Source organism: Desulfatiglans anilini DSM 4660, assembly GCF_000422285.1.
Classification (GTDB): domain Bacteria; phylum Desulfobacterota; class DSM-4660; order Desulfatiglandales; family Desulfatiglandaceae; genus Desulfatiglans; species Desulfatiglans anilini.
The window spans coordinates 1-21,408 of sequence record NZ_AULM01000039.1 but is presented as its reverse complement, the minus strand read 5'-3'; the positions used below and the strand labels follow the sequence as shown (position 1 = coordinate 21,408).

Sequence of the window (21,408 nt, the reverse complement as noted above, 5' to 3'; positions counted from 1 at the left end):
GCGTTGCTTTACAATTCAGCGGTGTTGGGCTACCTTCGATGTGGAAACATGCACCGGCACAGCGCGAGCGGTGTGTCGGGCCTATTGGGTGCACAGGAGGGCGGATCCTTCCACCGGCACGGAGGACATCATGGCTGCCATCACCCTTGAAACGATCCGGGAGGCGGCTCGGGCCATCAACGAGCATATCACCCGGACGCCCTGCGCCCCATCCCGGACGCTTTCGGAGATCACCGGCGCCCAGGTGTTCATCAAGTTCGAAAACCTGCAATTCACCGGATCCTTCAAGGAGCGGGGCGCCCTCTTCAAACTCTTGAGTCTGACCCCGAGCGAGCGCAGTGCGGGCGTCATCGCGATGTCGGCGGGCAACCACGCCCAGGCCGTCGCCTACCACGCCCGCCGGCTCGGGATACCCGCCGTCATCGTCATGCCCCGCTTCACCCCGCACGTCAAGGTCGAGCATACAAAGCGGTTCGGTGCCGAGGTCATCCTCCACGGGGAAGACCTCACCGAAGCCGGCGAGTTCGCAAGCACGACGGCTGCACGCCGGGGGCTTCACCTCATTCACCCCTACGACGACGAAAGGATCATCGCAGGCCAGGGGACCGTCGCCCTGGAGTTCCTCGAGGCGCAGCCCGCCCTCGAGTGCCTGCTGATTCCGGTCGGAGGCGGGGGGCTCATCGCCGGCAACGCCCTGGCTGCAAAGGCCATCAATCCGGCCATCCGTGTATTCGGGGTGCAGACGGCGCGCTATCCTTCCATGCGGCAGGCCCTTGCAGGCGAGCCCATCCGCTGCGGACGTTCGACCCTCGCCGAGGGGATCGCCGTCAAATCACCGGGTCGCCTCACCCTGCCGATTATCCGGGAGTCTGTGGAAGAGATCCTGCTGGTCGATGAAAACGATATAGAAAAAGCGGTCCTCCTGTTCCTGGAGGTGGAAAAAACGGTCGCGGAAGGCGCCGGCGCCGCCGGGCTCGCAGCGCTCCTCGCAAACCCGGAGCGCTTCCGGGGCCTCCGGGTAGGCCTGGTCCTCTCGGGCGGGAACATCGACCTCATGGTGCTTTCCACCATCATCCAGCGTGGTCTGGTCCGCACCGGCCGGCTCGGACGACTCACCGTCGAACTCGCCGACTCGCCCGGTTCTCTGGCGGAGGTCACGGCCGTCCTCGGACGGCTGGAGGCGAACATCGTCGAAGTCCTGCATCAACGGACCTTCGTCAGCCTCCCCCTGCAGTCGGCGGAGGTGGAGTTCATCCTCCAGACACGGGGGCTTCCCCACATGCGCGCGGTGGTCGAAGGTCTCCGGGCGGAGGGCATCGAGGGCCATTGGGTGGAGCAGCAGGCGGACTGAGGCCGGGCGGAGGCTCTTCTCTGAAGACCCTGCCAGGTCAGTGGAATCGCCTCTTCCGGCTGCAAGGCGCGGCCGAGCCCTCACCGTGAGGTGGATCCTTTGCCGCTCACCGGATAGAAGGCCGACAAAAGAATCACGGATAGAAAACTGTCCGTCAGGATGTTCATCCCGACGGAACCTCCCTGGAATGGGCGAATGGCATGTGTGATAATCCACAGAGAGGGCCAGCCATAACGGATCGAATGCAGGCTGATAGGAAGTCAATTACAGAAGAAGCTGATTCCGGGATGTCTTTCCGGCCTTTCCTGATATCGCTCCAGACGCAAGCAGACTTACGGCATCCACATCGCGATCGACACGCCCGCCGCAGCGGCGACGGTCAGCGGCAGGCACACGCGCCAACCCATACTCCTGTGCCCGACGACCAGGGCCATCACCCCTTTGACCATCGAGTTGACCGCGGCGGCGATGACGATGCCCATCGCGGCAACCGGCACATCCAGCCCCTGCTGGCTCATGCGCGTCAGCGACAGGGTGATCGCGTCCACATCGGCAACTCCGGAAGCAGCCGCGAGGGCCCATATCCCCGCCTCCCCGAACCATTCCGTGAACGCCTTCCCCATCAGCATCACACCGGCGAGCAGAGCGCCGAACGTGAGGGCCGATTTCAGTTCGAGCGGGTTGCGGAGGGACCGCCCCGCATCCTCTTTCACATCGGTCGATTTGAAGAGACACAGTGCGGCCGGTCCATAGATGACCAGGGACATCACCAGCGCCGGCATCAGCAACGGTTTGAAGAGAGGGGGGTGAATTCCGCCGGCTACGAGCACCATGCGCGGGAACATCGTACCGCAGGCGACGAGGGTCCCACCGGCGAGGACCGTCGCGAATTCCGGTCGTGCGGATGAAAGGCGGGCAAAATTGAGCGTCAGGGCTGTGGAAGAGGCCAGACCCCCGAAAACGCCGGCAAAGGCCGACCCTCGACGGGGGCCGCCCACCCGGATGGCGAAATACCCGGCGAAGGAAATCGCCGCGACCAGGACCACCATCCACCAGATGACATAGGGATTCAATATCCGCCACGGTCCGAAGCCCCGGTCGGGCAGCAGCGGCAAAAGGACGACGGAGATGAGAAGCAGTTTGACGCCGGCCGTCAGCTCGTTTTCGCGCAGGGCGCCCAGCCAGCGGTGCAAAACGCCCTTGTGGCTCAAGAGGAGCGCCGCAATGACCGCGCAGGCCGCAGCGATCACCATCTGGCCGGAGCCTGCCAGGGCCCCGAAGACAAAGGTCAGCAGGCCCGCGATCTCGCTGGTGATGCCGGCATCCTTGTTCTGCCTGAGGTTGGCGATGTAGACCGCCGCCATCAGCCCGGCCAGACCGAGGAAAAGGATCCCGATCAGGAGGGGCCCATGGGCGAGGCCCAGCAGACCGCCCCCGCCGCCAAGGAGACCGATCAGGGCAAAGGTCCGCAGCCCCGCCACCCGCTCGCCCTCCTGGGCCTCCCGGCCCTGCCAGCCCCGCTCGATTCCGATCAGAAGCCCGATCGCCAATGCGACGCCCATCCGCAAAAACGGACCATACTGAGCTTCCATCGCTCAAACCCTCCTTGCTGCGAAGCTCCCATCAGGACGCGGCGAGCGCATTATGCAGACCCATGGGATCAACCGGTTGCGCGGACTTCTGACAGAGCATCCCTCTTCCCCCCTCGATTACCTCGGCCGCTATTCTCCTGCGGCGGCACGGTCAGCCAGCACCAGAGCCGAGTCCCGGCGGATGCGTCCGGCCGGGATGGAGGCGTCGCCCTCCAGCAGGCGTTTGAGCATCGGGGCCTTTTCGGCCCCTGTCACGATCCACAAGATCTCCCGTGAGCGGTTGAGCAGCGGGTAGGTCAAGGTCATCCTGGGCCGTCCCTGGTACGCCCCCGTCACGGCCACATCCCGATCCAAAACCTGCAGCACGGGATCTCCGGGCACCAAGGACGCCGTGTGCCCGTCGGATCCGAGGCCCAAATGAACGAGATCGAGGACGGCGGGCGTTCCCGTGATGTCCTGAAGCGTTTGGGCATAGCATTCGGCCGCAGCCGCCAGATCGGGGTACTCCACCGGCATGGGGTGGATCCGGCCTTCGTGCAGATTTGCGCGTTCAAGAAGGCATTCCCGCAGATGCGTCAGGTTCCGGTCCGGATGCCCAGCAGTCGCAACCCGCTCGTCCACCTGCACGACATGGACCTTTTCCCAGGGGACCGTCTCGTCAGCCAGGGCGCGGAGCATGGCCCACGGGGATTTCCCTCCGCTCAAAGCCATGACAAACACGCCGCGAGCGGCAATGGCATCCCGCGCTCTTTCTGCGAGGAATGCCGCCGCTCTCTTTGCAACCGCCTCGGTGTTCGAAAGCACTTCGATTCGCATGGACCTGCTCCTGCAGATTCTCCCGCAGCGAAAGCCCGGGCCGGCCGGACCGTCTTGACCTCCTTCAACGAACCGGCTACCGTAAAAGCGGTATGGCTGCGCGGCGGGGCTCGACTCGCTCCAAGGCTACCGTTCGCTTCGTTGAGATCTTGTTTTCGGTTGAGTGACACCTCCTGTCACCCGTCGGACCCCGGCAGCAAGCCTCCCCGGGTGCGGATCATTTCTGCGGCAGCATTGCCTCGCAGGCTTTTCGGCACCCACTGTAAAAGGGTCGAGACGGCGCTGCACACCCGTGTAAGCGGACGTCGTTTTCGTCCGCGCAGAGGGCGAGCCACCAACGGACCATCCAGCAGCATCGCTCCCCTGAGGATTCCCTGCGTCCACCAGGGCCGGAAGAACGAAGGGAAGTCAGACGGATGATGGGATCTTTCGAAATCGGACCTTTGGAGTCGCTCGGCATCCTGCTTCTGTGCGGTTATTTCAGCGGCCGGCTCGCCAACCGGCTCAGGTTTCCGCGCGTCACCGGCTACATCGCGGCGGGGATCCTCCTGAGCCCGTCTGTCAGCGGAATCATCCCCGCTGAACTGACACAAACAAGATTATCCATCATCAACGATATCGCCCTCGCTGTCATCGCCTTTTCCATCGGCGGAAGCCTGATATTTTCAAAGCTCAAGCTGCTCGGGAAAAAGATCTTCATCATCAATCTGACCGAAGCCCTCGGGGCCTTCTGCGTGACGTTCACCCTGCTTGCGCTCCTGAGCCCCTCTATTTTCCAGTTGAACCACTTCTCGGGGTCGTCTGCAGAAGTCTATCTGCCGTTCGCGCTCATCATTGCGGCGGTTTCCGCCGCCACGGCCCCCGCCGCCATCATGGCCATCGTGCACGAATACAAGGCCAGAGGACCGCTGACCACCACGCTCCTGGGCGTCGTAGCCTTGGATGACGCCATGGCGATCATCCTTTATGCCTTTGCCTCCACCGCAGTCCAGGCGTTGACGCAAGCAGGAGGCCCGTCCCTGTACAGAATGGCTGCGGAGCCTGCGCTGACCATCTTCGGCTCCATCGCCTTGGGGGCACTGCTGGGATTTCTGCTCAGTCTTATGGCACCCCGGATCAATAAGAAGGAATCCCGCTTGATCGTGCTTTTGGGAACCACCTTCCTTTGCTCGGCCATCGCCGCGCACTTGGGCCTTTCCCCCCTCCTGGCCTGCATGATGGTTGGATTCCTTGTCGCCAACACGGCCAGGCACAGCGGTCGGCTTTTTCAGGCCCTGGAGGATGTCGAGGAGCCGATTTTCGTCCTCTTTTTCAGCCTCGCCGGGGCTCATTTCGACTTCACTGTCATCAAAACGGCCGGAGCGATAGGCTTCCTGATCCTCTTGTGCCGTTTCGCGGGCAAGTTTTTTGGGACAAGACTGGGGGCAGGGCTTTCGCATGCCCCATCCGTTGTCAAAAGATATCTCGGATATGGTCTCCTTCCCAGCGCAGGCGTCACCCTGGGGCTGATCTTCATGGCCCGGTCACTCGTGCAGCCACCGGTGTTCGAGATGATGGTCAATGCGGTGCTTGCTTCAGTCATCCTGAACGAACTGGTGGCTCCTCCGCTGGTCAAATACGCCCTGAAAGCGGCAGGCGAAGCTGTTGAGGCAAGCCATGAAAATAAAAGAGATTCTTGAAACGATAAAAGAAAGGGACATCCCTCTTGTGATGGAAGACGACACCATCCAGGAAGTCCTTCAAAAGATGCTGAAGCATCCTCATACCCGCCTGATCTATGTCGTGGATGTGGACGGAAAATGCCAAGGCATCATATCACTGGGAGCATTGATCCGGCATCTTTTTGCACACGGCTTCGAGCCAGTCGTTCATACCCGGTTTTTGATACCCATGATCACCTCCGAAACAGCGAGGCACATTATGGACACAGGGGTGGTCTATGCTTCCAGGGAGGATGCTATCGAAGCCGTTATCAAGCGTATGATCCAATCAGGGATAAAAGAAATTCCCATTCTCGATGCAGAAAAAAGGATCATTGGGGATGTCACGATGCTCGATCTGCTGAAATATGAGCACCTGGATCAGGTATAAGAAAGGTCGCTCCCAACCCCCCTTCCAGGAAGCGGCTGCCCCATGCCTGACTGAACAAGGCCGTGGCCGCCTCGCCGGTGCAGTGACTCGGCGCAACCTTTTCGACTCCAAGGGTCTCGAGACGCGCAATGATCTCCCGGATCTCCTCCCGAGAAGCTCCCCCGAGATGGAAGCCACCCATCAAAAGGGTGATCTTTTTGCCCCTGAGCCGGGCGGCAGCCGCCGCGATGCGATCGATCCCCGGATGGGCGCAGCCGGTAATCACCACCAGCCCGCTCTCCGTCTCCAGGATCATGGCCTGTTCGGCGATGCCATCGGGAAGGGCCCCCGTCGTATAAACGCCTTTTGCGACCGTGTCACCGGCGGCTACCGCCTTTACAACCCCTCCCCTGCCGGCGATCCAGTGCTTGAAGGTCTGCGGGAATTCGGTCGGTACGATGACCGGCACCCCGGATCGTTGACCGAGGATCGCATCGAGTCCTCCGGTATGATCCCCGTGCATGTGAGAGAGAAAAACGGCATCGACGCGTTTCGGATCCAGACCGAGCTTTTGCATATTGCCGGTCAATATCCCGCCGTCCCCCCCGGTATCGAACAGGATGTTCCCGCCCGGGCCTTCGACGAGGCAGGAGAAGCCCCAGCCCGTGGTGAGCCCGGGAACCTGAGGGACGTTGTTGAAAACGACGGTGATGCGCAGCGGAACGTGCTCCGCTGAGGCTGGATCAGCGGCGCCTTGCGCGACAAGGAGGGTCGCCGCCAATGGAAAAACCCATCGGCAAAACAGATTCCCGGACATATCGCTCCCCCTTTGCCACCTCAGGAATCAGGTCAAACGATCATCCTCCCCTTTTTAGTCAAGATTCGGCTTCCTTTGCAAGAAAATCTTCAATACGAGCCCGAATGGCATCTCGGAGCCTGCGAACGCCGGAGAGGATCTCTTCGCGTGTCCCGGTGAATGTGGACGGATCGGGGAAGGGCCAATGCAGGCGGTTCTGTATACCTGGAAAAAGCGGGCATTTTTCCTCCGTCTCTTTCTCGCAGACAAATATAACGTAACTGTACAGCCGGCCTTTCCTGAAGAATTCAAAGACGCCGTCGGTTTTCTTTCCGCTCAGATCGTAGCCGAGTTCCTGCATCGCCTCGACGACATACGGATTGATATCCCGCGGTTCAAGCCCGGCACTTTCCGCTTCGAAGCGGCCTTTCCCAAGATCATTCAAAAACGCCTCCGCCATCTGGCTTCGTGCTGAATTGTGCGTACACACAAAAAGAACGCGTTTTGCCCTCATAAAAAATCCACCTCTCCAAGGATGCGATTCAACCGATGCGTCAGACAAGCCGATTTCGACCGATTGCTGAAAATCAGCCCTTTGCCGATCTGATCCCAGAGCCAGGATCCGATGCTCCTCGCGATACGACATGGGCATCGGGTCTCGTGCCCCTGATCGCTTCGGTGATTCTCGCCGTCAAATGTTAGAAAATGGTTATGCCGCGGAAAGAGATGCAAAAAATGGGGAAAAATACGGATTTATTTTCGGCAGGCAAGCGTTTATCCTCTTGACATGCGGTGCATGACAAGGATAACTGCTTTGGAGCCTGGACAGCGGCAGGCGCCGGAACAAACACCATCCAAAAGACCAGGAGGAAAAGATGCGGAATCGAAGACGTTTTTCATGCAGGACGGCTTGCCTTTTCATTCTTTCGGCCCTCATCCTGGCGGCCGCCCCCTGCCGCGGGACCGCCGAGGCCGGCAAGGTCAGGGATTTTTCAGCCCGGCAGGTGATCATCGCCCCTGACGGAAAGGTCGAACAGGCCGGCGAACTGTTTATGAGTGAAGGCAAGATGCGTATGCAGACCTTCACCGCTCAATCCCCCGAAGGCATTACGATCATCGTCCGGCAGGACAAAAAACTGCAGTGGATGCTCAACACGCACGACAAGACCTATTTCGAGCGTCCCCTGGATGAAAACGAATTCAAGCAGCTGATGAAGAGCCACGTGGAAGAGCAAAGCGTCAAGGAACTCGGCACCGAGACGGTCAACGGCTATGAATGCAAGAAGAAGGAGATGGTCGTCACCGTCAACGTCATGGGACGCACCATGACCTCGAAATCCATCGTCTGGATCTCCGACCAGTTCGACATCCCGCTCCGTACGCGCAATGAAGACGGCACCATAACCGAAATGCGGGAGATCAAGGAAGGCGAACAACCCGGCGGCCTTTTCGAGGTGCCCGGAGGCTATCGCAAAGTCGCCAACATGATGGAGCTCTTCCCGATTGAAGAGGAAGGAGAAGAGGCGCCTCCGGGGCAGGGCTTCAAGATCCCGGATGAACTCAAGGATAAGCTGCCCAAAGGCTTCAAGATGCCCCCCATCCCGCAGCAGTAGAGGCCGACCATGCCGAGCGACCCCGCCGTCATCCTGAAACCGGGCAAGGCGAAGGCCCTGCAGAACCGCCATCCCTGGGTCTTCTCCGGGGCCGTGGCGGCATGGCCTGAATCGGGCGAAGCCGGCGGGCTCGTGCGGGTCCTGAGCCATGACGGCCGGTTTCTCGGCCGGGGCTACCTGAACCGCCGCTCCCAGATCAGCGTCCGCATCCTCACGTTCGATCCGGAGGAGGCCATCGACGCCGATTTCTGGCTGAACCGCCTGGACCGTGCAGCAGCGCTCAGGCAGGCTCTCATGGCCTCCTCGGAGACCGACATGCTCCGGCTCATCCACGCCGAGGGAGACGGGCTTCCGGGGTTGATCGTCGACCGCTATGGGGACTGGCTGGCCGTGCAGTTCCTGACGCGCGGGATGGACTCCCGAAAGGCCCTCCTCACTGAACTTCTCAACCGCCGGTTTGAACCGGCGGGCATCTGGGAGCGAAGCGACGCAGGCGTCCGCCGGCTGGAGGGGCTCGGCTCCGAAAGCGGTCTGCTGTCCGGCGAACCCCCGCCGGAGCGTCTGGTCCTGCAGGAGGAGCGCATCCGCTTTGCGGTTGACATCCGCAAAGGGCACAAAACCGGTTTCTATCTCGACCAGCGTGAAAACAGGCTCAAGGCCAAACGCTGGTTCCATTCCCTCGGAGAAGGTACGCTCTTGAACGCCTTCAGCTACACGGGCGCCTTCGGCATCTGCGCACTCGCGGCCGGGCTGTCGCACGTCACCCACATCGACAGTTCCGCCGCCGCCTTGGAGCTCGCATCGGAAAACGCGCGGATCAACGGTTTCGATCCGGGATCCCGCACGACCGCCGTTTCCGGAGACGTCTTCCAGGTCCTGAGGACCTTTCGGGACGAACGGCGGCGATTCGATGCCGTCGTCCTGGATCCGCCCAAACTCGCCTCGAACCGCGGGCAGATCCTCCCGGCCTCCCGCGGCTACAAGGACCTGAACCTCCTCGCCATGCAGCTTCTCCGGCCGGGTGGTCTGCTGGTGACCTTTTCCTGCTCGGGCCTCATCAGCCCCGATCTTTTTCAGAAGATCCTTTTTGCCTCCGCGCTCGACGCAAACCGCAGCGTCCAGATCCTCGACTGGCTCAACCAGGCCCCGGACCACCCCGTCCCGCTCTATTTCCCCGAGGCCCACTATTTGAAGGGGTTCGTCTGCAGGGTGAACTGACAGCGCAAAGATGGAACCGATCTATTGTTGTCCTGCAAAAACGGATCTGCCCCCTTTCTCTGATCTCACGATGAATGCAACGATTTTTCCTCTCAATCTCCGCAGTTTTCGCCGTGCCACCTCTCCATGTGGCGTTTATGCCTCTCGAGATACGACCCGGGCTCATAGAAAGTGTCATAGAACTCCAGGTCGAGATGGTGCGCCTGCAGATAGGTGATCAGGAAGATCGACGGGACGGTTCCGGGGAACTTCCCGAAGGTGTCGAAGACATACTGCGCCTGGAGCGCGACGCACTCCCTGAAGGCCTCATCGTGCACCTGGGCGGACGATCTGACCCTTCGCGAATCCCTCGAGGGCCCCGGGAGACGCAGAATCACGAATTACTTCTCGAGGCGCACGGCAACAGGCGCGGATTTCGTAATCGTATTGAATACCGGAGAGTATTTCTGGGCCATCAGCACGAGTTCTTCCTTCTTGTCGTCCGGGATATCTGCATCGATCTTGAAATAAACCCGGATCTCCTGATATCCGACCGGAACGCTTTCCGATATTCCCAGGAAACCGCGCAGGTCGAGGTCCCCTTCATATCTGGATTCAACCGCCTTCACCTTTACGCCCCTGGCTGCAGCGTGGGCGACCAGGCTCGTCGTCAGGCAGCCCGACAACGCCACGAGTAGATATTCCACGGGGTTGCTTCCCTTGTTGCCGCCCAGCAAGACCGGCGGCTCGTCAATTTCGAAAACGGCCTCATCACGGGTGTTGTCCTCTGCGCCGGCCCCGTAGAAGTCCTTGACAAAACCCTGGTTGTAGGTGCCGTCTACCCACCGATTCTTCGCACGGAACTTGAATTTCGCGATATCCGGCTTTTGCTTGATGAGTTCGATGGTCTCGAAAAGCCGCCCTGTATCGATGCCATTGACGATCTTCCCACCTTCATTTCCAGTTCCCATTTTCCCTACCTCCTATGCTTGAACGTCCGTGGATCATTGAACCCTGGGAATCCTGCCTGCCTTTCATTCTTCCCGGCTGGCCTTTCCGAAAATCGGCGTCTCGAAAGAATTGAAACACGGGCATACTGAAGACATTCGCAACGGCTGAAGATGGGAGCACTTCTCCCTTTTGTGCGCCTGCAGCGATATCACTTTGCGACAGTCACGGCGAGTTTCGCCGGAACGGTCTTGCCGTCCGGGCTTTCAACGCTGACCACATCGAGAATCGATACACGCGAGGCTTCCGCACCCCCATCGGCCACAATGGCGGCCTTCACGGCCGAGGCCCGGATCTCCGCGAGGGTGGTGAGGGCTTGAGGACCGAGTTCCATCGCGTCAAGGATCTTTTCATACAGCGTTTTATAAAAAGGAGCCCACGACACCTCCCTCGACGCGCGCTTCTCGGACGGTTTACCCTCTTCGGCCGCCCGCTTGAGCCCCTCTTCAAAAGCCTCTTCGAGCCTGCGCAACTCCTCCTTCGTGTGATGAAGCAGAAAGCGTCTTTCCAAGGCGCCCTGGACCTCCCGCTCATGGAAAACCACCGGACCGGGCTCTTCACCGGGCTTCAGCACGATCCCGCTCTCCGCTGCCATTTCCCGGCGCAGCATCGCCTCCTTGATGGCCCGCCCATCGACCGCCGGATCGTATGCACCCTGTATCTCCAGGGCCAACTGCGGCCTCTTGGCGAGCGCCTCGGCCAAGTGAACGAGTTTTTCCAATTCCGGCGGCGGCACCGTGGAAGACCCCGCCGCAAACAGGACCTTGTCGAGGTCCTCTTCCTTAGCGCCGATCAGGTTCCCCAGGATCCGGAACGGGGCTGTGGCGGCCTTGGTGATCACGTTGACGAGGGCCTTCCAGATCAAGCTCCCGTATTTGAATTCGGGGTCGTCCAGGTTGCCCCGGACCGGCAGCCCGAGGTCGATCCTGCCCCGCGAATCCTTGAGCAGCGCGATGGCGAGCTCGAGGGGCAGGCTGGGCGCCTCGGAGTCCTCAACGCGGCCGCCAAGGGTCAACTGATCGATGACGACCTGATTTTCCCCCATCAACTGGCTGTCCTCGATGGCGTATTCGAGATCGAGCGACAGTTTGCCGGATTGGATCCGATACCCGGCGAACGTGGCGGAATAGGGGGTGAGGTTGCTCATGGACACGTTCTTGAAATCGAGGGTCACGTGGGTGGAGGTCTTCGGGCTCGAGGGCATGATCGTCCCCCCGATCTTCACCGTGCCGTATTCATCGACCCGCCCGGCAAGCTCGATGTCCGCCTCGCTTTCTCGGGCGCTCGAGATCCCGGTCACCACCCCGTCGAGCTCGTGCATCAATGCCGAGAACTGCGGTTTGAGGCTCAAATCGGCGAATGCGAGCGTTGCCCCCTGCAGACGGACACGGTCCACCTGGAACTGGAAGCCTTCGCCCCCGCCCGGTCCCTGCGGAGCCGGAGCGCCCGCTTCGGAAGCGCCCTCCGCCCGCGCCCTGAGCGCCGACAGGTTCGTGCTCTTGTCCTCATGGATCACAAATTTCCCGGTGGGGTTCAACAGGCTCACTTCCTTGACAGCCAGGCGCCCGGGCTCGAGCGTCAGATCGATCCCCGAGACTCTAAGACCCTCCCAAGCAAACAGGCGCTCTTTCGCGGCCGGGTCTTCGAGCAGGAAATTCGACACCTCGGCGCCGCCTTTGAAGGCGAGCTTCGCGTCCGCGCCCTTTACGCCGTATTTTAGAGACCCTTTCACCCCCGCCATTCCCGAGGAAACCCTGGCGCGCAAAACCCGTTCGACATAGGGTTGAAAGAGCGTCAACGCGAGCTCCGCAACCTCGAGATCCGAGGTCACCGATCCAGACGCTGCAAACAGTTCCCCCCTGGCCGCAAGCCGGCCCCCGGTCGCCACATCGGCGCCGAGCTCAAACCGGATCGGGACGGCATCATCATTCGACACATCCTCGAGCCGGAGGTCGATTCCGCTCAACCCCAGCCGCGCAGGGGCAGGCAGCGTCTTATCCTGAACGTCCACATCGAACCCCAGCAGCTTCAATGACTTGACCATCAGCGACCAAGAGGGGGCTGCCGTGTCGCCCTTATCGGCGGCATGGGATGGATCCGTTTCCTCTACCGCCGCCTTGCGGCTGGCTGCCGCACGAGCCCAGTTCACGCCCCCTTCCTTCTCGAGGATCACCCCGCTTGCGCCGTCCTGCAGGACCACCTCTTCGATCGTCACCGCCCGTTCCGCCAGGTCGAAATGGCCGCCGCCCACTTTGATCTCACCCAGTTCGAGCTCCGGGCCGTCTTCACCCTGGAAGCTGCAGCGGAGTCCGGCCAGCTCTAAAGCGGCATCCTGGAGTACCGCCTGCAGAACACCACCGCCCGCTTCGATGCTTGCGCCGAAACCGAACCTCAGGGACCGGGCGCCAGCATCGAGCGGCATAGCGCGGCTTTCATCGCTGAGCTCGATTGCCAGCCCGCTCAGTTCGAAACGGTCGAGGTCGATCTTCCAAGGTGTAGACGGTTCAGAGGGCGGATTTTCGTGTAGTCCCTCCCCATCGCCATCCTTCCGATCGGCAGGGACCAGCCGGGCCCAATCGACGTTTCCGTCTTCATCCATGGCTGCGCGCACGCGCCCGTCCGCAACAGAGAACCTGCCCAGATGGACTGCATGCCGCTCCAGATCCAGACTCCCGTCTGCCACCTCGATTTTCGCCAGACTGAGCAGCGATTCGGAGTCGCCCCGGCGGCGAAGATCGATGTCGTTCACCTGCAGTCCAAGCGCATCCAGATGAATCACCGGACTTCCACCGCTCAAATCGAAGCGGTAGTGGGTGTGCAGGTGGAGCGCCCCTTTCGGCTCCTCCAGCGCCACGTGTTCGCGCAAAAACCGCCAAAGCTTCGCCAGGGACAAATCATCCAGGGAAAGGGACCCGCTCGATGAAACCGGATGGAGGGATACCTCCCCCTCCCAGCTGAGCGATGCCCCTCCCGGCGTCCGGGCCATGATCGTATAGGGGCCTTTGTGCTCGGGCAGCGTCTTGATGTCCGTCAATTCGATATTCAGCGGCGTGATTTGTATATCGGCAGGTTCTTTACCCCTCTGATCGGCAAAATGCACCGTGGCTTCGACCAGCGAGACCTTCTCCAGGATCGCCCTCGGGAGCCCGCCCGGCTCGGGCTCGGGTTCCGATTCGGCCGCCGCTTTATCCCGGGAGAACGAATCCGCCAACTTTGCCAAATTGAGCCTCCCATCCTGTCCGATGACGCCGTCCAACATCAGCCTGTCCAGGCGGATTTCCGCAAAAGTCCAGGCCCGCTTGAAGACGCTCGACAGCTCGAAATCCACCAGAAACCCATCAAAGGCAAGCATCGAGGACCCATCGACGTCCTTCAGCTCGAGCCCATTTATCTCAAAACGGTAGGTATAGGGGTTGAACCTCACCTTTTGAATCGTAAGCTCGCGGTTCAGCTTTTCGGAGGCGAATCGTTCGAGATAATAGCGTGAGAGAAAAGGAACCAGGAAAAACCCGACGAGTGTATAAACCACCACCGCGGCCACACCGGCGATCAGCCACCGGTTCCGCAGCACCCGCATCAGCGGACTGCGGGGCGCTTTTGTTTCTGCCGACGGCTGCATGCTTCCAACCCTCCTTTCAAATCCGGGCTTATCGCCCGGCCAAAGCGGTTCGAGGACGGAAAACGGGCCGAATTTGGATCAGTTATTGGCAGTCCATTTATCGCGGAGGACAAAAGAAAGCGGCTCAATAAAATAAATGATAACCCGTTCACTCCAAAAAGTCGAGGGAACGGCAAAAAACGCCCAGATGCAAAGCATGCGAAACCCCGAAGCCGGAAGCACAAAAAGATTTCTTGTGTGACCGTATCTGTCAAACCCCCTCCTTATGATGAAAACGGCAGATGATAGAAAGAACCGTTCATGCGAGGTTCGGCAGATCGAGATTTCGCTTTTTTATCTTGCGTTTCTTTCTGCCCCGGCAGAAAATTTCTGGCCACCCCGGAGGAAACAGCTATGCAGGTTCCCTGGTTGTCAAAAAAATCGATCGCCCGCAAGGCCATGCAACTCACGGAGGATTTCGAGAAGAAAGCCGGGTACAGGATCGAGCCGCCCATCCCAGTGGACGAGATCATCGAACGCTCACTCGGTCTCAATCTCTGTTACATGGATCTCGAAAAAACCCTTGGCAGGGGGGTGCTCGGGGCCACCTACGCAAAAGCGAGGCTTGTCTGCATCAATGAGAGGCTCTTCGAAAACGGCTCGGAGGGAAGGCTCGTCTTTACCTGTGCGCACGAGGCAGGCCACTGGGTTCTGCATCTGCCGTATGCAGAACTCCAGGAACGGCATGCCCGGAGAGGTGAGGCCATTGTGTGCCGGATCAAGGACGCCAGGGAGCCTATTGAATGGCAGGCCGACTACTTCGCATCATGCCTGCTCATGCCCGAAAGGGCGGTTAGACAGGCGTTTGAAAGGCTTTGCGGCCCGGCCCCCATCGTCATCAAAAACAGTCTGGGATCTGAGGGGGCAGCGGATGACTCGGGAGAGCCCTATCTGGAGCAGTGGCCCGTTATCGCCGCCGCGTTGTGCGAGGCCGGAGGTTTTTCGAATGTCTCCAAACAGGCCATGATCATCCGCCTGCAGGACCTCGGCCTGCTGATCAACAAGACCGGGGCAGCGATGGACTGGCAAGCCCTTCTGGGCGACTGACTCGTTCCATCGGGAAATGATTTTTTTGCCGATTTCGGCGGCAATGTGCGGGTTTGCTTGTGCGGTGAGCCCCAGGTCTCTTCTGCGCAAACGCTGGATTTCCTTGATATGGGTTGAAAGAGGCCCGCCGTAAATCGGCGGGCCTGAGCACTCGAGGGTCTCAATATACCGGAGCTCACCCTGACGGAGGGGTCCATTTTTTGATGCCGTTTCGCTGCATTTAATCGAACATGGCGATGAACATTCCTGCCGCGGCCGCGGTGCCGATAACGCCGGCCAGATTCGGGCCCATCGCGTGCATAAGCAGGTAGTTGCGCTTGTCGAATTCCTGTCCGACAATCTGCGAAACCCGTGCGGACATCGGTACGGCGGAAACGCCGGCTGATCCGATGAGCGGGTTGATCTTCTCTTTCAAGAAAAGATTCATGATCTTGACGGTGACAATGCCCCCGGCGGTGCACACAGCGAAATCGATCAAGCCCAGGCCGAAGATGAAAAGAGGCTTCCAGCTGAGGAAATGGCTTCCCTCCATGGTCGCGCCGACGGAAATCCCCAGGAAGATGGTGACGATGTTCATGAGGGCGTTTTGGGCCGTATCGGAAAGGCGCGCCACGACTCCGCTCTCACGCATGAGGTTGCCGAGCATGAACATGCCCATCAGCGGCATGACCGCCGGTACGAGCAGGGCGATGATGATGGTGCAGATCAACGGGTAGATGATTTTTTCCTGCTTGGACACCGGCCGCAGCTGCTTCATGCGGATGGTCCTCTCGTTTGGAGTCGTCAGAAACCGCATGATGGGAGGCTGAATCAACGGCACCATCGCCATATATGAATAGGCCGCAACGGCGTTGGCACCGAGAAGCTGCGGCGCCAGGTGCTGGGTCAGATAGATGGTGGTCGGCCCGTCTGCACCGCCGATGATGCTCACCGAAGCCGCCTCTTTCAAAGTGAACCCCGCCAGAACCGTACCCGTAAAGGTGACAAACACCCCCAGTTGAGCCCCCGCCCCGATCAAAAGCGTCTTGGGGTTGGCAATCAACGGCCCGAAATCCGTCATAGCCCCGAGGCCGAGGAAGATGACGCAGGGGATGATCTCCCACTCGAGCCCATAGTGATAAAAAACCCTGAAAAGCTGCCCATGACCGTCGGAATACCCCATGAGCGGAACAAGGGGGAAGTTTACAACGAAGATCCCGAAACCGATCGGGAGAAGCAACAAGGGTTCAAACTTTTTCACGATCGCCATAAAAAGGAATGCGCAGCCTATGATCCACATCAACACATGCTGCCAGGTGATTTGCATGATTCCGGTTGTGGTCAGAATCCCCTGCAGCATTTCGATGACTTCCATGAAAGACATGTTCTTGAATTCCTCCTGTCCAAGAGTTCGTTTGGTTCCGGAAATGCGTCTCCAGCAACGCCCGGTTTTCATTCCAGGAATGAAAAACTATTCAGAATATCAAGGATATCGAACGTTTTTGTGCAGGCGGCATTCAGGGTGCCGCAGGCTGGATCGAGCTCGATAATCAAGCAAATACTGCGCCAAGTTTGTTAAAATTTATTCTAATGCCATCTGATTTGTTTAAACCTTAAGTTGCAGGAATCGAGGATTCCGATTGCTACCCTGCCGGACATCCGCTCCCTGGTCTCTTCCGTCGAAATAGTCATCGAAGCCATTGGACTTCAACGTCATTTGGAAAACAGGAAAAGGCCTTTCCGATTTCATTCGGCCCCGAATCCGGAATTCCGAAGTCCGACCTTTCACGGACTGACCGGCGACATCTTTGCCGCCCCATGAAACAGGCAGAGGATCCCCATCCGACTCGGACACGCATCAGAGGGGCAACCCGCTTCATCCCGCCGGCCTGAACAGGATGAGTCGATCGATTCAAATCGGAGCTAGAGAAGGATCGTCACCACGCGCCGCAGGGCCGCAAGCCGCCTTTCTCCTGAATGGCAGTCACAGCCCTGCGGCGTTTGCGCACGAACCCCTAAAAGAGCGTTATTTCCCTCTTGATGGAATAGGAAACCCATCGCTCGTCAACCGGAAGACGACCCTCACCTCCAAAAGAATCCCATTTCAAAACCCGAGATAACCATTTAAAGTGAAAAGCGTTGACCCGAGTGTCCCATTCAAGCACCTCACTAAATGGAAACATGACGCTATGAAGAACAGCCGCACGATCGTCATTCTGGGATGCGGGCGCCTCGGAACCTATCTGGCCATTCAACTCAGCCGCAGTGGAGATTCAGTGGTGGTGATCGACCGGCACGAGACGGCATTCGACAATCTGTCCGCCGATTTCAGCGGTTTTCGCATCCTCGGAGACGGCACCCACATGCAGGTTTTGAGAAAGGCCGGTGTGGAAAAAGCGAACATTTTCATCTCGACGACGGACGACGATAACGTCAACGTGATGACGGCGCAGGTGGCCCGAAAGATATTCGATGTTCCACAGGTGCTCGCCAGGGTGCTCGATCCGAAAAGGGAAGAGATCTTCAGGCAATTGGGGATCGATGCCATCTGCACCACCACCCTGTCCGCCCATGTTTTCCTTCAGACCATCGCCAATGGACCGGAAAAGGCAAAGGGGGCGCGTTCATGAAGGTGCTCATCGTCGGCGGCGGCAATACCCTCTATTTTCTTTGCCGGAGCTTGTTGGCGAAGGACCACGAGATCGTTATCATCAACCGCGACCCGTCGGAGTGCATCCAATTGGCCCGGGACCTTGCAGCCGCCACCGTGGTCTGCGGCGACGGCAGCACCATGAAGATCCTCGAGGAAGCCGGCGCCATGGAGGCCGATGCCGTGCTGGCGGTCACGCCAAACGACCAGGACAACCTCGTTATCTGCCAGTTGGCCTCCTTGCAGTTCGACGTGCCCAAAGCTGTAGCTCTCGCCAACGACCCCGACAATGCCGAAGCGTTTCGAAGATTGGGCGTCTCGGCGTTTTCGACCACCAACATCGTCAGCAGCCTGATCGAGCAGTGGGCCTCGCTCGAGCACATCCTGAACCTGATTCCGGTGGGAGAGGGACGGGTGAATGTGACGGAAATCATCCTCGAAGAGGATGCTCCCGTCGCCGGGAAATATCTGAAAGAGATCGAACTGCCTGAAAACGCCTTGATCGCCGTCCTCATCCGCCACAACCGTCCGACGATCCCGCGTGGAGAAAACGATCTGCAGGCAGGCGACCGTCTGGTGGTCATCACCATGCCGGAAAACCATCGCCCTGTCATGAAGGCGCTGACAGGCAAACCGGATTAGAGGAACAGCACGGTGAGGGAAAGAGCCTATCTCAGGCAACGGTATGCAGCGATCTTCTCCGCCGTCGGTCTTACGTTTCTTATCGCTGCCGGTGTAATGCTGCTTCCTTTGTCGATGCTGCCGGCATACCCGGAAGAGGCCAGGCACGCACCGGCGTTTCTTTTTCCCGCCGGATGCCTTGCGCTCCTGGGCGTTTTTCTGGCGCGGATCTGCCGTGTTCCCTCCCTCTCCGACCTTTCAGTCGAGGAGGGCGGCGTCATTGTTCTCATTAGCTGGAGCGTGGTCATACTCTTTTCAGCATGGCCGTTTGTATCCATCCTGAAGCTGCCGTTTTCTCGCGCCCTTTTCGAGTCTGTCAGCGGATGGACAACCACCGGTCTTTCGGTCGTCGATGTCGTTCAGGCAGGCCCATTGATCCTTTTTTGGCGCAGCCTGACACAGTTCGCCGGCGGCGCGGGCCTGGCCGTTATCATGATGTCCGCCATCGTCGGACCGACGGGCGTAGGGATCTCGAGCGCAGAGGGTCGCGCGGAGCAACTGGCTCCCCAGATCCGGCAGTCCGCACGCCTGGTCATGATCATTTACAGCTCCTATGCCGCATCGGGGATTTTGGCTTACTGGCTGGCCGGCATGTCGCCCTTCGATGCCGTCAACCACGCTTTTGCAGCCGTATCCACAGGGGGGTTCTCCACACGCGCGGCAAGCATAGGACATTGGAACTCGGCCGCCGTCGAGTGGGTCACCCTGCCGCTGATGCTCCTCGGAAACCTGAGTTTTGTGACCGCCTGGTTATTATGGCGCGGGAAATTCCAAATGGTGGGTAGAAGCGGAGAGATTCATCTCCTTGCTCTTCTCATACCGTCCTCAGCGGCGGCCCTCTTCATGTTTACCTGCCGGGCGATCTATCCCAACCTGGATGAATCGATCCGAGTCGCGGTTTTCCAGACCTTCAGCGCCATGACCACCACAGGGTTTTCAACGGTCGGCTATGGGAACTGGAATGGATTCGGGATGCTTCTGCTGATCCTATTGATGCTGATCGGCGGAGGCACCTGCTCTACGGCTGGAGGAATCAAGCAGTTCCGGGTCTATCTCTTTCTGAAGCTCCTCTTTTGGGAGCTGCGAAGACACCTCCTGCCCCGAACGGCGGTCCTGGAGCGCCCTGTCTGGGAGGGCGATGAACGTGTCTTTGTGGATGACGGCATGGTCCGGCAGGCAGCGGTCTTCATCTTCCTTTATCTCTCGACATGGCTGTTGGGCGCCTTGGTGCTCTGTGCATGCGGATACACCCTGAGCGATTCGCTTTTCGAATTCGCATCGGCCGTCGGGACGGTCGGGCTGTCGGTAGGCATCACCTCGCCCCGGATGGCAGATGCAGCCCTTTGGGCGGAAATCTTCGGCATGTTCCTCGGACGTCTGGAATTCATCGTAGTGATCGCCGGTCTGCTCAAACTTTGCACGGACATGAAATCGGCAGTGGCAAAAACAGCGCAACGAGAATCCGTCAAAATCCTTGACAAGTGAATCATCGGCATTGTTCCCTTGCTACAGCGGGAACAATGCCGGAGGTTGACTCGTGGCCATTCGGAGATGATTCCCCGGTACAACCCGGTTTTCATCCATTGAGAGGGCGGTTTATGGGAATTCGCATCAAAATCCTGTCGGGGTTCCTGATCCTGGTGATCATGCTGGCTCTTGCCGGGGGATGGTCCATTTACGAGGTCCGTACCATGGGAGGCTCGGTCAGCCGGATTCTGGATGAAAATTACAAGAGCATCCATGCTGCGGGCACTATGACCGAGGCGCTCGAAAGAGAAGACAGTGCGATGCTCCTTCTTCTTTCCGGGAACGAAACCGACGCCCTTCAGATCATGACAGCCGCCGATGCCACGTTTCAGGAGGGATATCACATTGCGAAAAACAATATCACCTTGCCGGGGGAAGACAAACTCGTTGCAAAGATTGAAGAGGACTACCGGACCTATCGGTCGTTGTGGCCTAAGACGGCGGAAGCGGAATCTTCCCTCGGCCCGACATGGTATTTCGAGAAGGTGCACCCTGCATTTTTACACCTCAAATACGACATCTCCGAACTCCGCTCCTTGAATGACGAGGCGATGTACGCTGCGGCTTCTCAGCTCGAGGCCCATGCCCACCGGGCGGTGATGCCCGGCATCGTGGCCATCCTGTCTGCCCTGGTCTTCACCCTGATTTTCAATTATTTCGTTCACTACTATATGGTCGGCCCCATCATCCGCATAACCGCCGGTGTCCAGAAATCCATGGAAACCCGCGCACCTTTCGACGTGAACATCGAAACCAATGACGAACTTCAGCGGCTGGCATCGGCCCTGCGTAATCTGGTGAACCGGTATCAGCAAAAATCGGACTCCTGATGCGCCCGCACATCCTATTCCGCTACTCCGGAATCATCCTGCTCTTCAACAGTGGATTTCTTCTGCTTTCGAGCGCCGTCTCCCTTTATTACAACGATACCGCGCTTCTGCCGCTCCTTTACAGTTCGCTCATCGCGGGGCTTCTTGGAATATTCCCCATCCTATTCGTCCCCCCGGCAACCGATATCAGCAACAACGAAGGATTCACCATCGTTGTAGCCAACTGGCTGGTATCATGCCTGATAGCCCAAGTTTGCCAAAAATCCCAGATTGGGGGTTATTTTGGCCCTAAAATCAACCTATCTACAGACATAAGTAGTTGATTTTTCAGTATTCAGGCCTTGTTTTTGGCGTCTGTAGTGACCCATCGCTGCATTTTCTGCTTTACAGGCGGCTCTATAAGTGGTATGCCTCTGAGCATGTATATTAAACGGGTACGTAAATCCAATCGCCACTCCAAGAAGGTCTACGAGTATTTGCATCTCGTCGAAAACGTTCGGACAAAGAACGGACCGAGACAGCGCTTGATACTCAACCTCGGAACCGTCGACCTCTCACCGGAACACTATAAAGACCTGGCCAACTGCATCGAG

General features: G+C 58.9%; 18 protein-coding genes and 1 pseudogene. 11 read left to right on the top strand and 8 right to left on the bottom strand.

Annotated elements, in window-relative coordinates; genetic code table 11:
• The first annotated feature begins 130 nt into the window (after window positions 1-130).
• On the top strand, window positions 131-1,351 hold the full coding sequence (locus H567_RS0118160; protein WP_028322479.1) for a threonine ammonia-lyase: 1,221 nt from the start codon (window positions 131-133) through the stop codon (window positions 1,349-1,351).
• A gap of 332 nt (window positions 1,352-1,683) precedes the next feature.
• Here the strand turns inward: H567_RS0118160 and H567_RS0118150 are convergent, their stop codons facing one another.
• Both H567_RS0118150 and pgl read right to left on the bottom strand, forming a co-directional pair.
• Window positions 1,684-2,943 carry an MgtC/SapB family protein gene (locus H567_RS0118150; protein ID WP_028322478.1) on the bottom strand — a complete coding sequence of 420 codons (1,260 nt, stop codon included), beginning with the start codon at window positions 2,941-2,943 and terminating at the stop codon, window positions 1,684-1,686.
• A gap of 129 nt (window positions 2,944-3,072) precedes the next feature.
• On the bottom strand, window positions 3,073-3,759 hold the full coding sequence (gene pgl / locus H567_RS0118145) for a 6-phosphogluconolactonase (RefSeq protein ID WP_028322477.1): 687 nt from the start codon (window positions 3,757-3,759) through the stop codon (window positions 3,073-3,075).
• Between the two features lie 416 nt (window positions 3,760-4,175).
• Here pgl and H567_RS0118140 point away from each other — a divergent pair, with 416 nt between their 5' ends.
• Window positions 4,176-5,438: a cation:proton antiporter gene (locus H567_RS0118140; RefSeq protein WP_051185097.1), complete on the top strand. Its 1,263-nt coding sequence runs from the start codon at window positions 4,176-4,178 to the stop codon at window positions 5,436-5,438.
• Complete coding sequence (locus H567_RS0118135) at window positions 5,416-5,850, top strand: CBS domain-containing protein (RefSeq protein ID WP_028322475.1); 435 nt, start codon at window positions 5,416-5,418, stop codon at window positions 5,848-5,850. Before H567_RS0118140 ends, H567_RS0118135 begins: the two co-directional genes overlap by 23 nt.
• Here H567_RS0118135 and H567_RS25880 read toward each other — a convergent pair.
• The gene (locus tag H567_RS25880; RefSeq protein ID WP_051185096.1) at window positions 5,804-6,646 is read right to left on the bottom strand and encodes an MBL fold metallo-hydrolase; all 843 of its coding nucleotides are present in this window, start codon (window positions 6,644-6,646) and stop codon (window positions 5,804-5,806) included. The genes H567_RS0118135 and H567_RS25880 overlap by 47 nt on opposite strands.
• A 58-nt stretch (window positions 6,647-6,704) precedes the next feature.
• Window positions 6,705-7,139 carry an arsenate reductase ArsC gene (locus tag H567_RS0118125; protein WP_028322474.1) on the bottom strand — a complete coding sequence of 145 codons (435 nt, stop codon included), beginning with the start codon at window positions 7,137-7,139 and terminating at the stop codon, window positions 6,705-6,707.
• 361 nt (window positions 7,140-7,500) lie between these two features.
• On the opposite strand from H567_RS0118125, the gene H567_RS25875 reads away from it, so the two are divergent.
• Both H567_RS25875 and H567_RS0118115 read left to right on the top strand, forming a co-directional pair.
• A complete protein-coding gene (locus H567_RS25875; RefSeq protein ID WP_051185095.1) occupies window positions 7,501-8,238 on the top strand; it encodes a DUF4412 domain-containing protein in 738 nt (245 codons plus the stop codon).
• Between the two features lie 9 nt (window positions 8,239-8,247).
• Window positions 8,248-9,456 carry a class I SAM-dependent rRNA methyltransferase gene (locus H567_RS0118115; protein ID WP_028322473.1) on the top strand — a complete coding sequence of 403 codons (1,209 nt, stop codon included), beginning with the start codon at window positions 8,248-8,250 and terminating at the stop codon, window positions 9,454-9,456.
• A 92-nt stretch (window positions 9,457-9,548) separates the two neighbouring features.
• Here H567_RS0118115 and H567_RS25870 read toward each other — a convergent pair.
• From H567_RS25870 to H567_RS0118100, 3 genes and pseudogenes are all read right to left on the bottom strand, one after another.
• Window positions 9,549-9,818 (bottom strand): annotated as a pseudogene (locus H567_RS25870) (hypothetical protein); the annotation flags it as partial.
• 18 nt (window positions 9,819-9,836) lie between these two features.
• Window positions 9,837-10,406 (bottom strand): OsmC family protein, encoded by a 570-nt coding sequence (locus H567_RS0118105; RefSeq protein WP_028322471.1) that lies wholly within the window; start codon window positions 10,404-10,406, stop codon window positions 9,837-9,839.
• A 188-nt stretch (window positions 10,407-10,594) separates the two neighbouring features.
• The gene (locus H567_RS0118100) at window positions 10,595-14,062 is read right to left on the bottom strand and encodes a DUF748 domain-containing protein (protein ID WP_028322470.1); all 3,468 of its coding nucleotides are present in this window, start codon (window positions 14,060-14,062) and stop codon (window positions 10,595-10,597) included.
• A 408-nt stretch (window positions 14,063-14,470) separates the two neighbouring features.
• On the opposite strand from H567_RS0118100, the gene H567_RS27460 reads away from it, so the two are divergent.
• Window positions 14,471-15,148 (top strand): ImmA/IrrE family metallo-endopeptidase, encoded by a 678-nt coding sequence (locus H567_RS27460; protein ID WP_208598423.1) that lies wholly within the window; start codon window positions 14,471-14,473, stop codon window positions 15,146-15,148.
• Window positions 15,149-15,368: 220 nt separating this feature from the next.
• Here the strand turns inward: H567_RS27460 and H567_RS0118090 are convergent, their stop codons facing one another.
• On the bottom strand, window positions 15,369-16,511 hold the full coding sequence (locus H567_RS0118090; protein WP_208598422.1) for a sodium ion-translocating decarboxylase subunit beta: 1,143 nt from the start codon (window positions 16,509-16,511) through the stop codon (window positions 15,369-15,371).
• 805 nt (window positions 16,512-17,316) lie between these two features.
• Here H567_RS0118090 and H567_RS0118080 point away from each other — a divergent pair.
• The 5 genes from H567_RS0118080 to H567_RS29405 form a co-directional block, all read left to right on the top strand.
• Window positions 17,317-17,757, top strand: coding sequence for a potassium channel family protein (locus H567_RS0118080; protein WP_028322467.1), 441 nt, complete (start codon window positions 17,317-17,319; stop codon window positions 17,755-17,757).
• Entirely contained in the window at window positions 17,754-18,419 is a 666-nt protein-coding gene (locus H567_RS0118075; protein WP_028322466.1) for a potassium channel family protein, read from the top strand. Before H567_RS0118080 ends, H567_RS0118075 begins: the two co-directional genes overlap by 4 nt.
• A gap of 12 nt (window positions 18,420-18,431) precedes the next feature.
• The gene (locus H567_RS0118070) at window positions 18,432-19,943 is read left to right on the top strand and encodes a TrkH family potassium uptake protein (protein ID WP_028322465.1); all 1,512 of its coding nucleotides are present in this window, start codon (window positions 18,432-18,434) and stop codon (window positions 19,941-19,943) included.
• 113 nt (window positions 19,944-20,056) lie between these two features.
• Window positions 20,057-20,815, top strand: coding sequence for an MCP four helix bundle domain-containing protein (locus H567_RS0118065; protein WP_028322464.1), 759 nt, complete (start codon window positions 20,057-20,059; stop codon window positions 20,813-20,815).
• A gap of 419 nt (window positions 20,816-21,234) precedes the next feature.
• Window positions 21,235-21,408: IS1634 family transposase N-terminal domain-related protein (locus H567_RS29405; protein ID WP_492211721.1), on the top strand; the 174-nt coding region annotated here is incomplete at its 3' end.

What these genes read in the sequence shown, in the direction of transcription:
- H567_RS0118160 (WP_028322479.1), top strand. Translation starts at nt 131, where the DNA reads ATGGCTGCCATCACCCTTGAAACGATCCGGGAGGCGGCTCGGGCCATC.
- H567_RS0118150 (WP_028322478.1), bottom strand. Translation starts at nt 2,943, where the DNA reads ATGGAAGCTCAGTATGGTCCGTTTTTGCGGATGGGCGTCGCATTGGCG.
- pgl (WP_028322477.1), bottom strand. Translation starts at nt 3,759, where the DNA reads ATGCGAATCGAAGTGCTTTCGAACACCGAGGCGGTTGCAAAGAGAGCG.
- H567_RS0118140 (WP_051185097.1), top strand. Translation starts at nt 4,176, where the DNA reads ATGATGGGATCTTTCGAAATCGGACCTTTGGAGTCGCTCGGCATCCTG.
- H567_RS0118135 (WP_028322475.1), top strand. Translation starts at nt 5,416, where the DNA reads ATGAAAATAAAAGAGATTCTTGAAACGATAAAAGAAAGGGACATCCCT.
- H567_RS25880 (WP_051185096.1), bottom strand. Translation starts at nt 6,646, where the DNA reads ATGTCCGGGAATCTGTTTTGCCGATGGGTTTTTCCATTGGCGGCGACC.
- H567_RS0118125 (WP_028322474.1), bottom strand. Translation starts at nt 7,139, where the DNA reads ATGAGGGCAAAACGCGTTCTTTTTGTGTGTACGCACAATTCAGCACGA.
- H567_RS25875 (WP_051185095.1), top strand. Translation starts at nt 7,501, where the DNA reads ATGCGGAATCGAAGACGTTTTTCATGCAGGACGGCTTGCCTTTTCATT.
- H567_RS0118115 (WP_028322473.1), top strand. Translation starts at nt 8,248, where the DNA reads ATGCCGAGCGACCCCGCCGTCATCCTGAAACCGGGCAAGGCGAAGGCC.
- H567_RS0118105 (WP_028322471.1), bottom strand. Translation starts at nt 10,406, where the DNA reads ATGGGAACTGGAAATGAAGGTGGGAAGATCGTCAATGGCATCGATACA.
- H567_RS0118100 (WP_028322470.1), bottom strand. Translation starts at nt 14,062, where the DNA reads ATGCAGCCGTCGGCAGAAACAAAAGCGCCCCGCAGTCCGCTGATGCGG.
- H567_RS0118090 (WP_208598422.1), bottom strand. Translation starts at nt 16,511, where the DNA reads ATGTCTTTCATGGAAGTCATCGAAATGCTGCAGGGGATTCTGACCACA.
- H567_RS0118080 (WP_028322467.1), top strand. Translation starts at nt 17,317, where the DNA reads ATGAAGAACAGCCGCACGATCGTCATTCTGGGATGCGGGCGCCTCGGA.
- H567_RS0118075 (WP_028322466.1), top strand. Translation starts at nt 17,754, where the DNA reads ATGAAGGTGCTCATCGTCGGCGGCGGCAATACCCTCTATTTTCTTTGC.
- H567_RS0118065 (WP_028322464.1), top strand. Translation starts at nt 20,057, where the DNA reads ATGGGAATTCGCATCAAAATCCTGTCGGGGTTCCTGATCCTGGTGATC.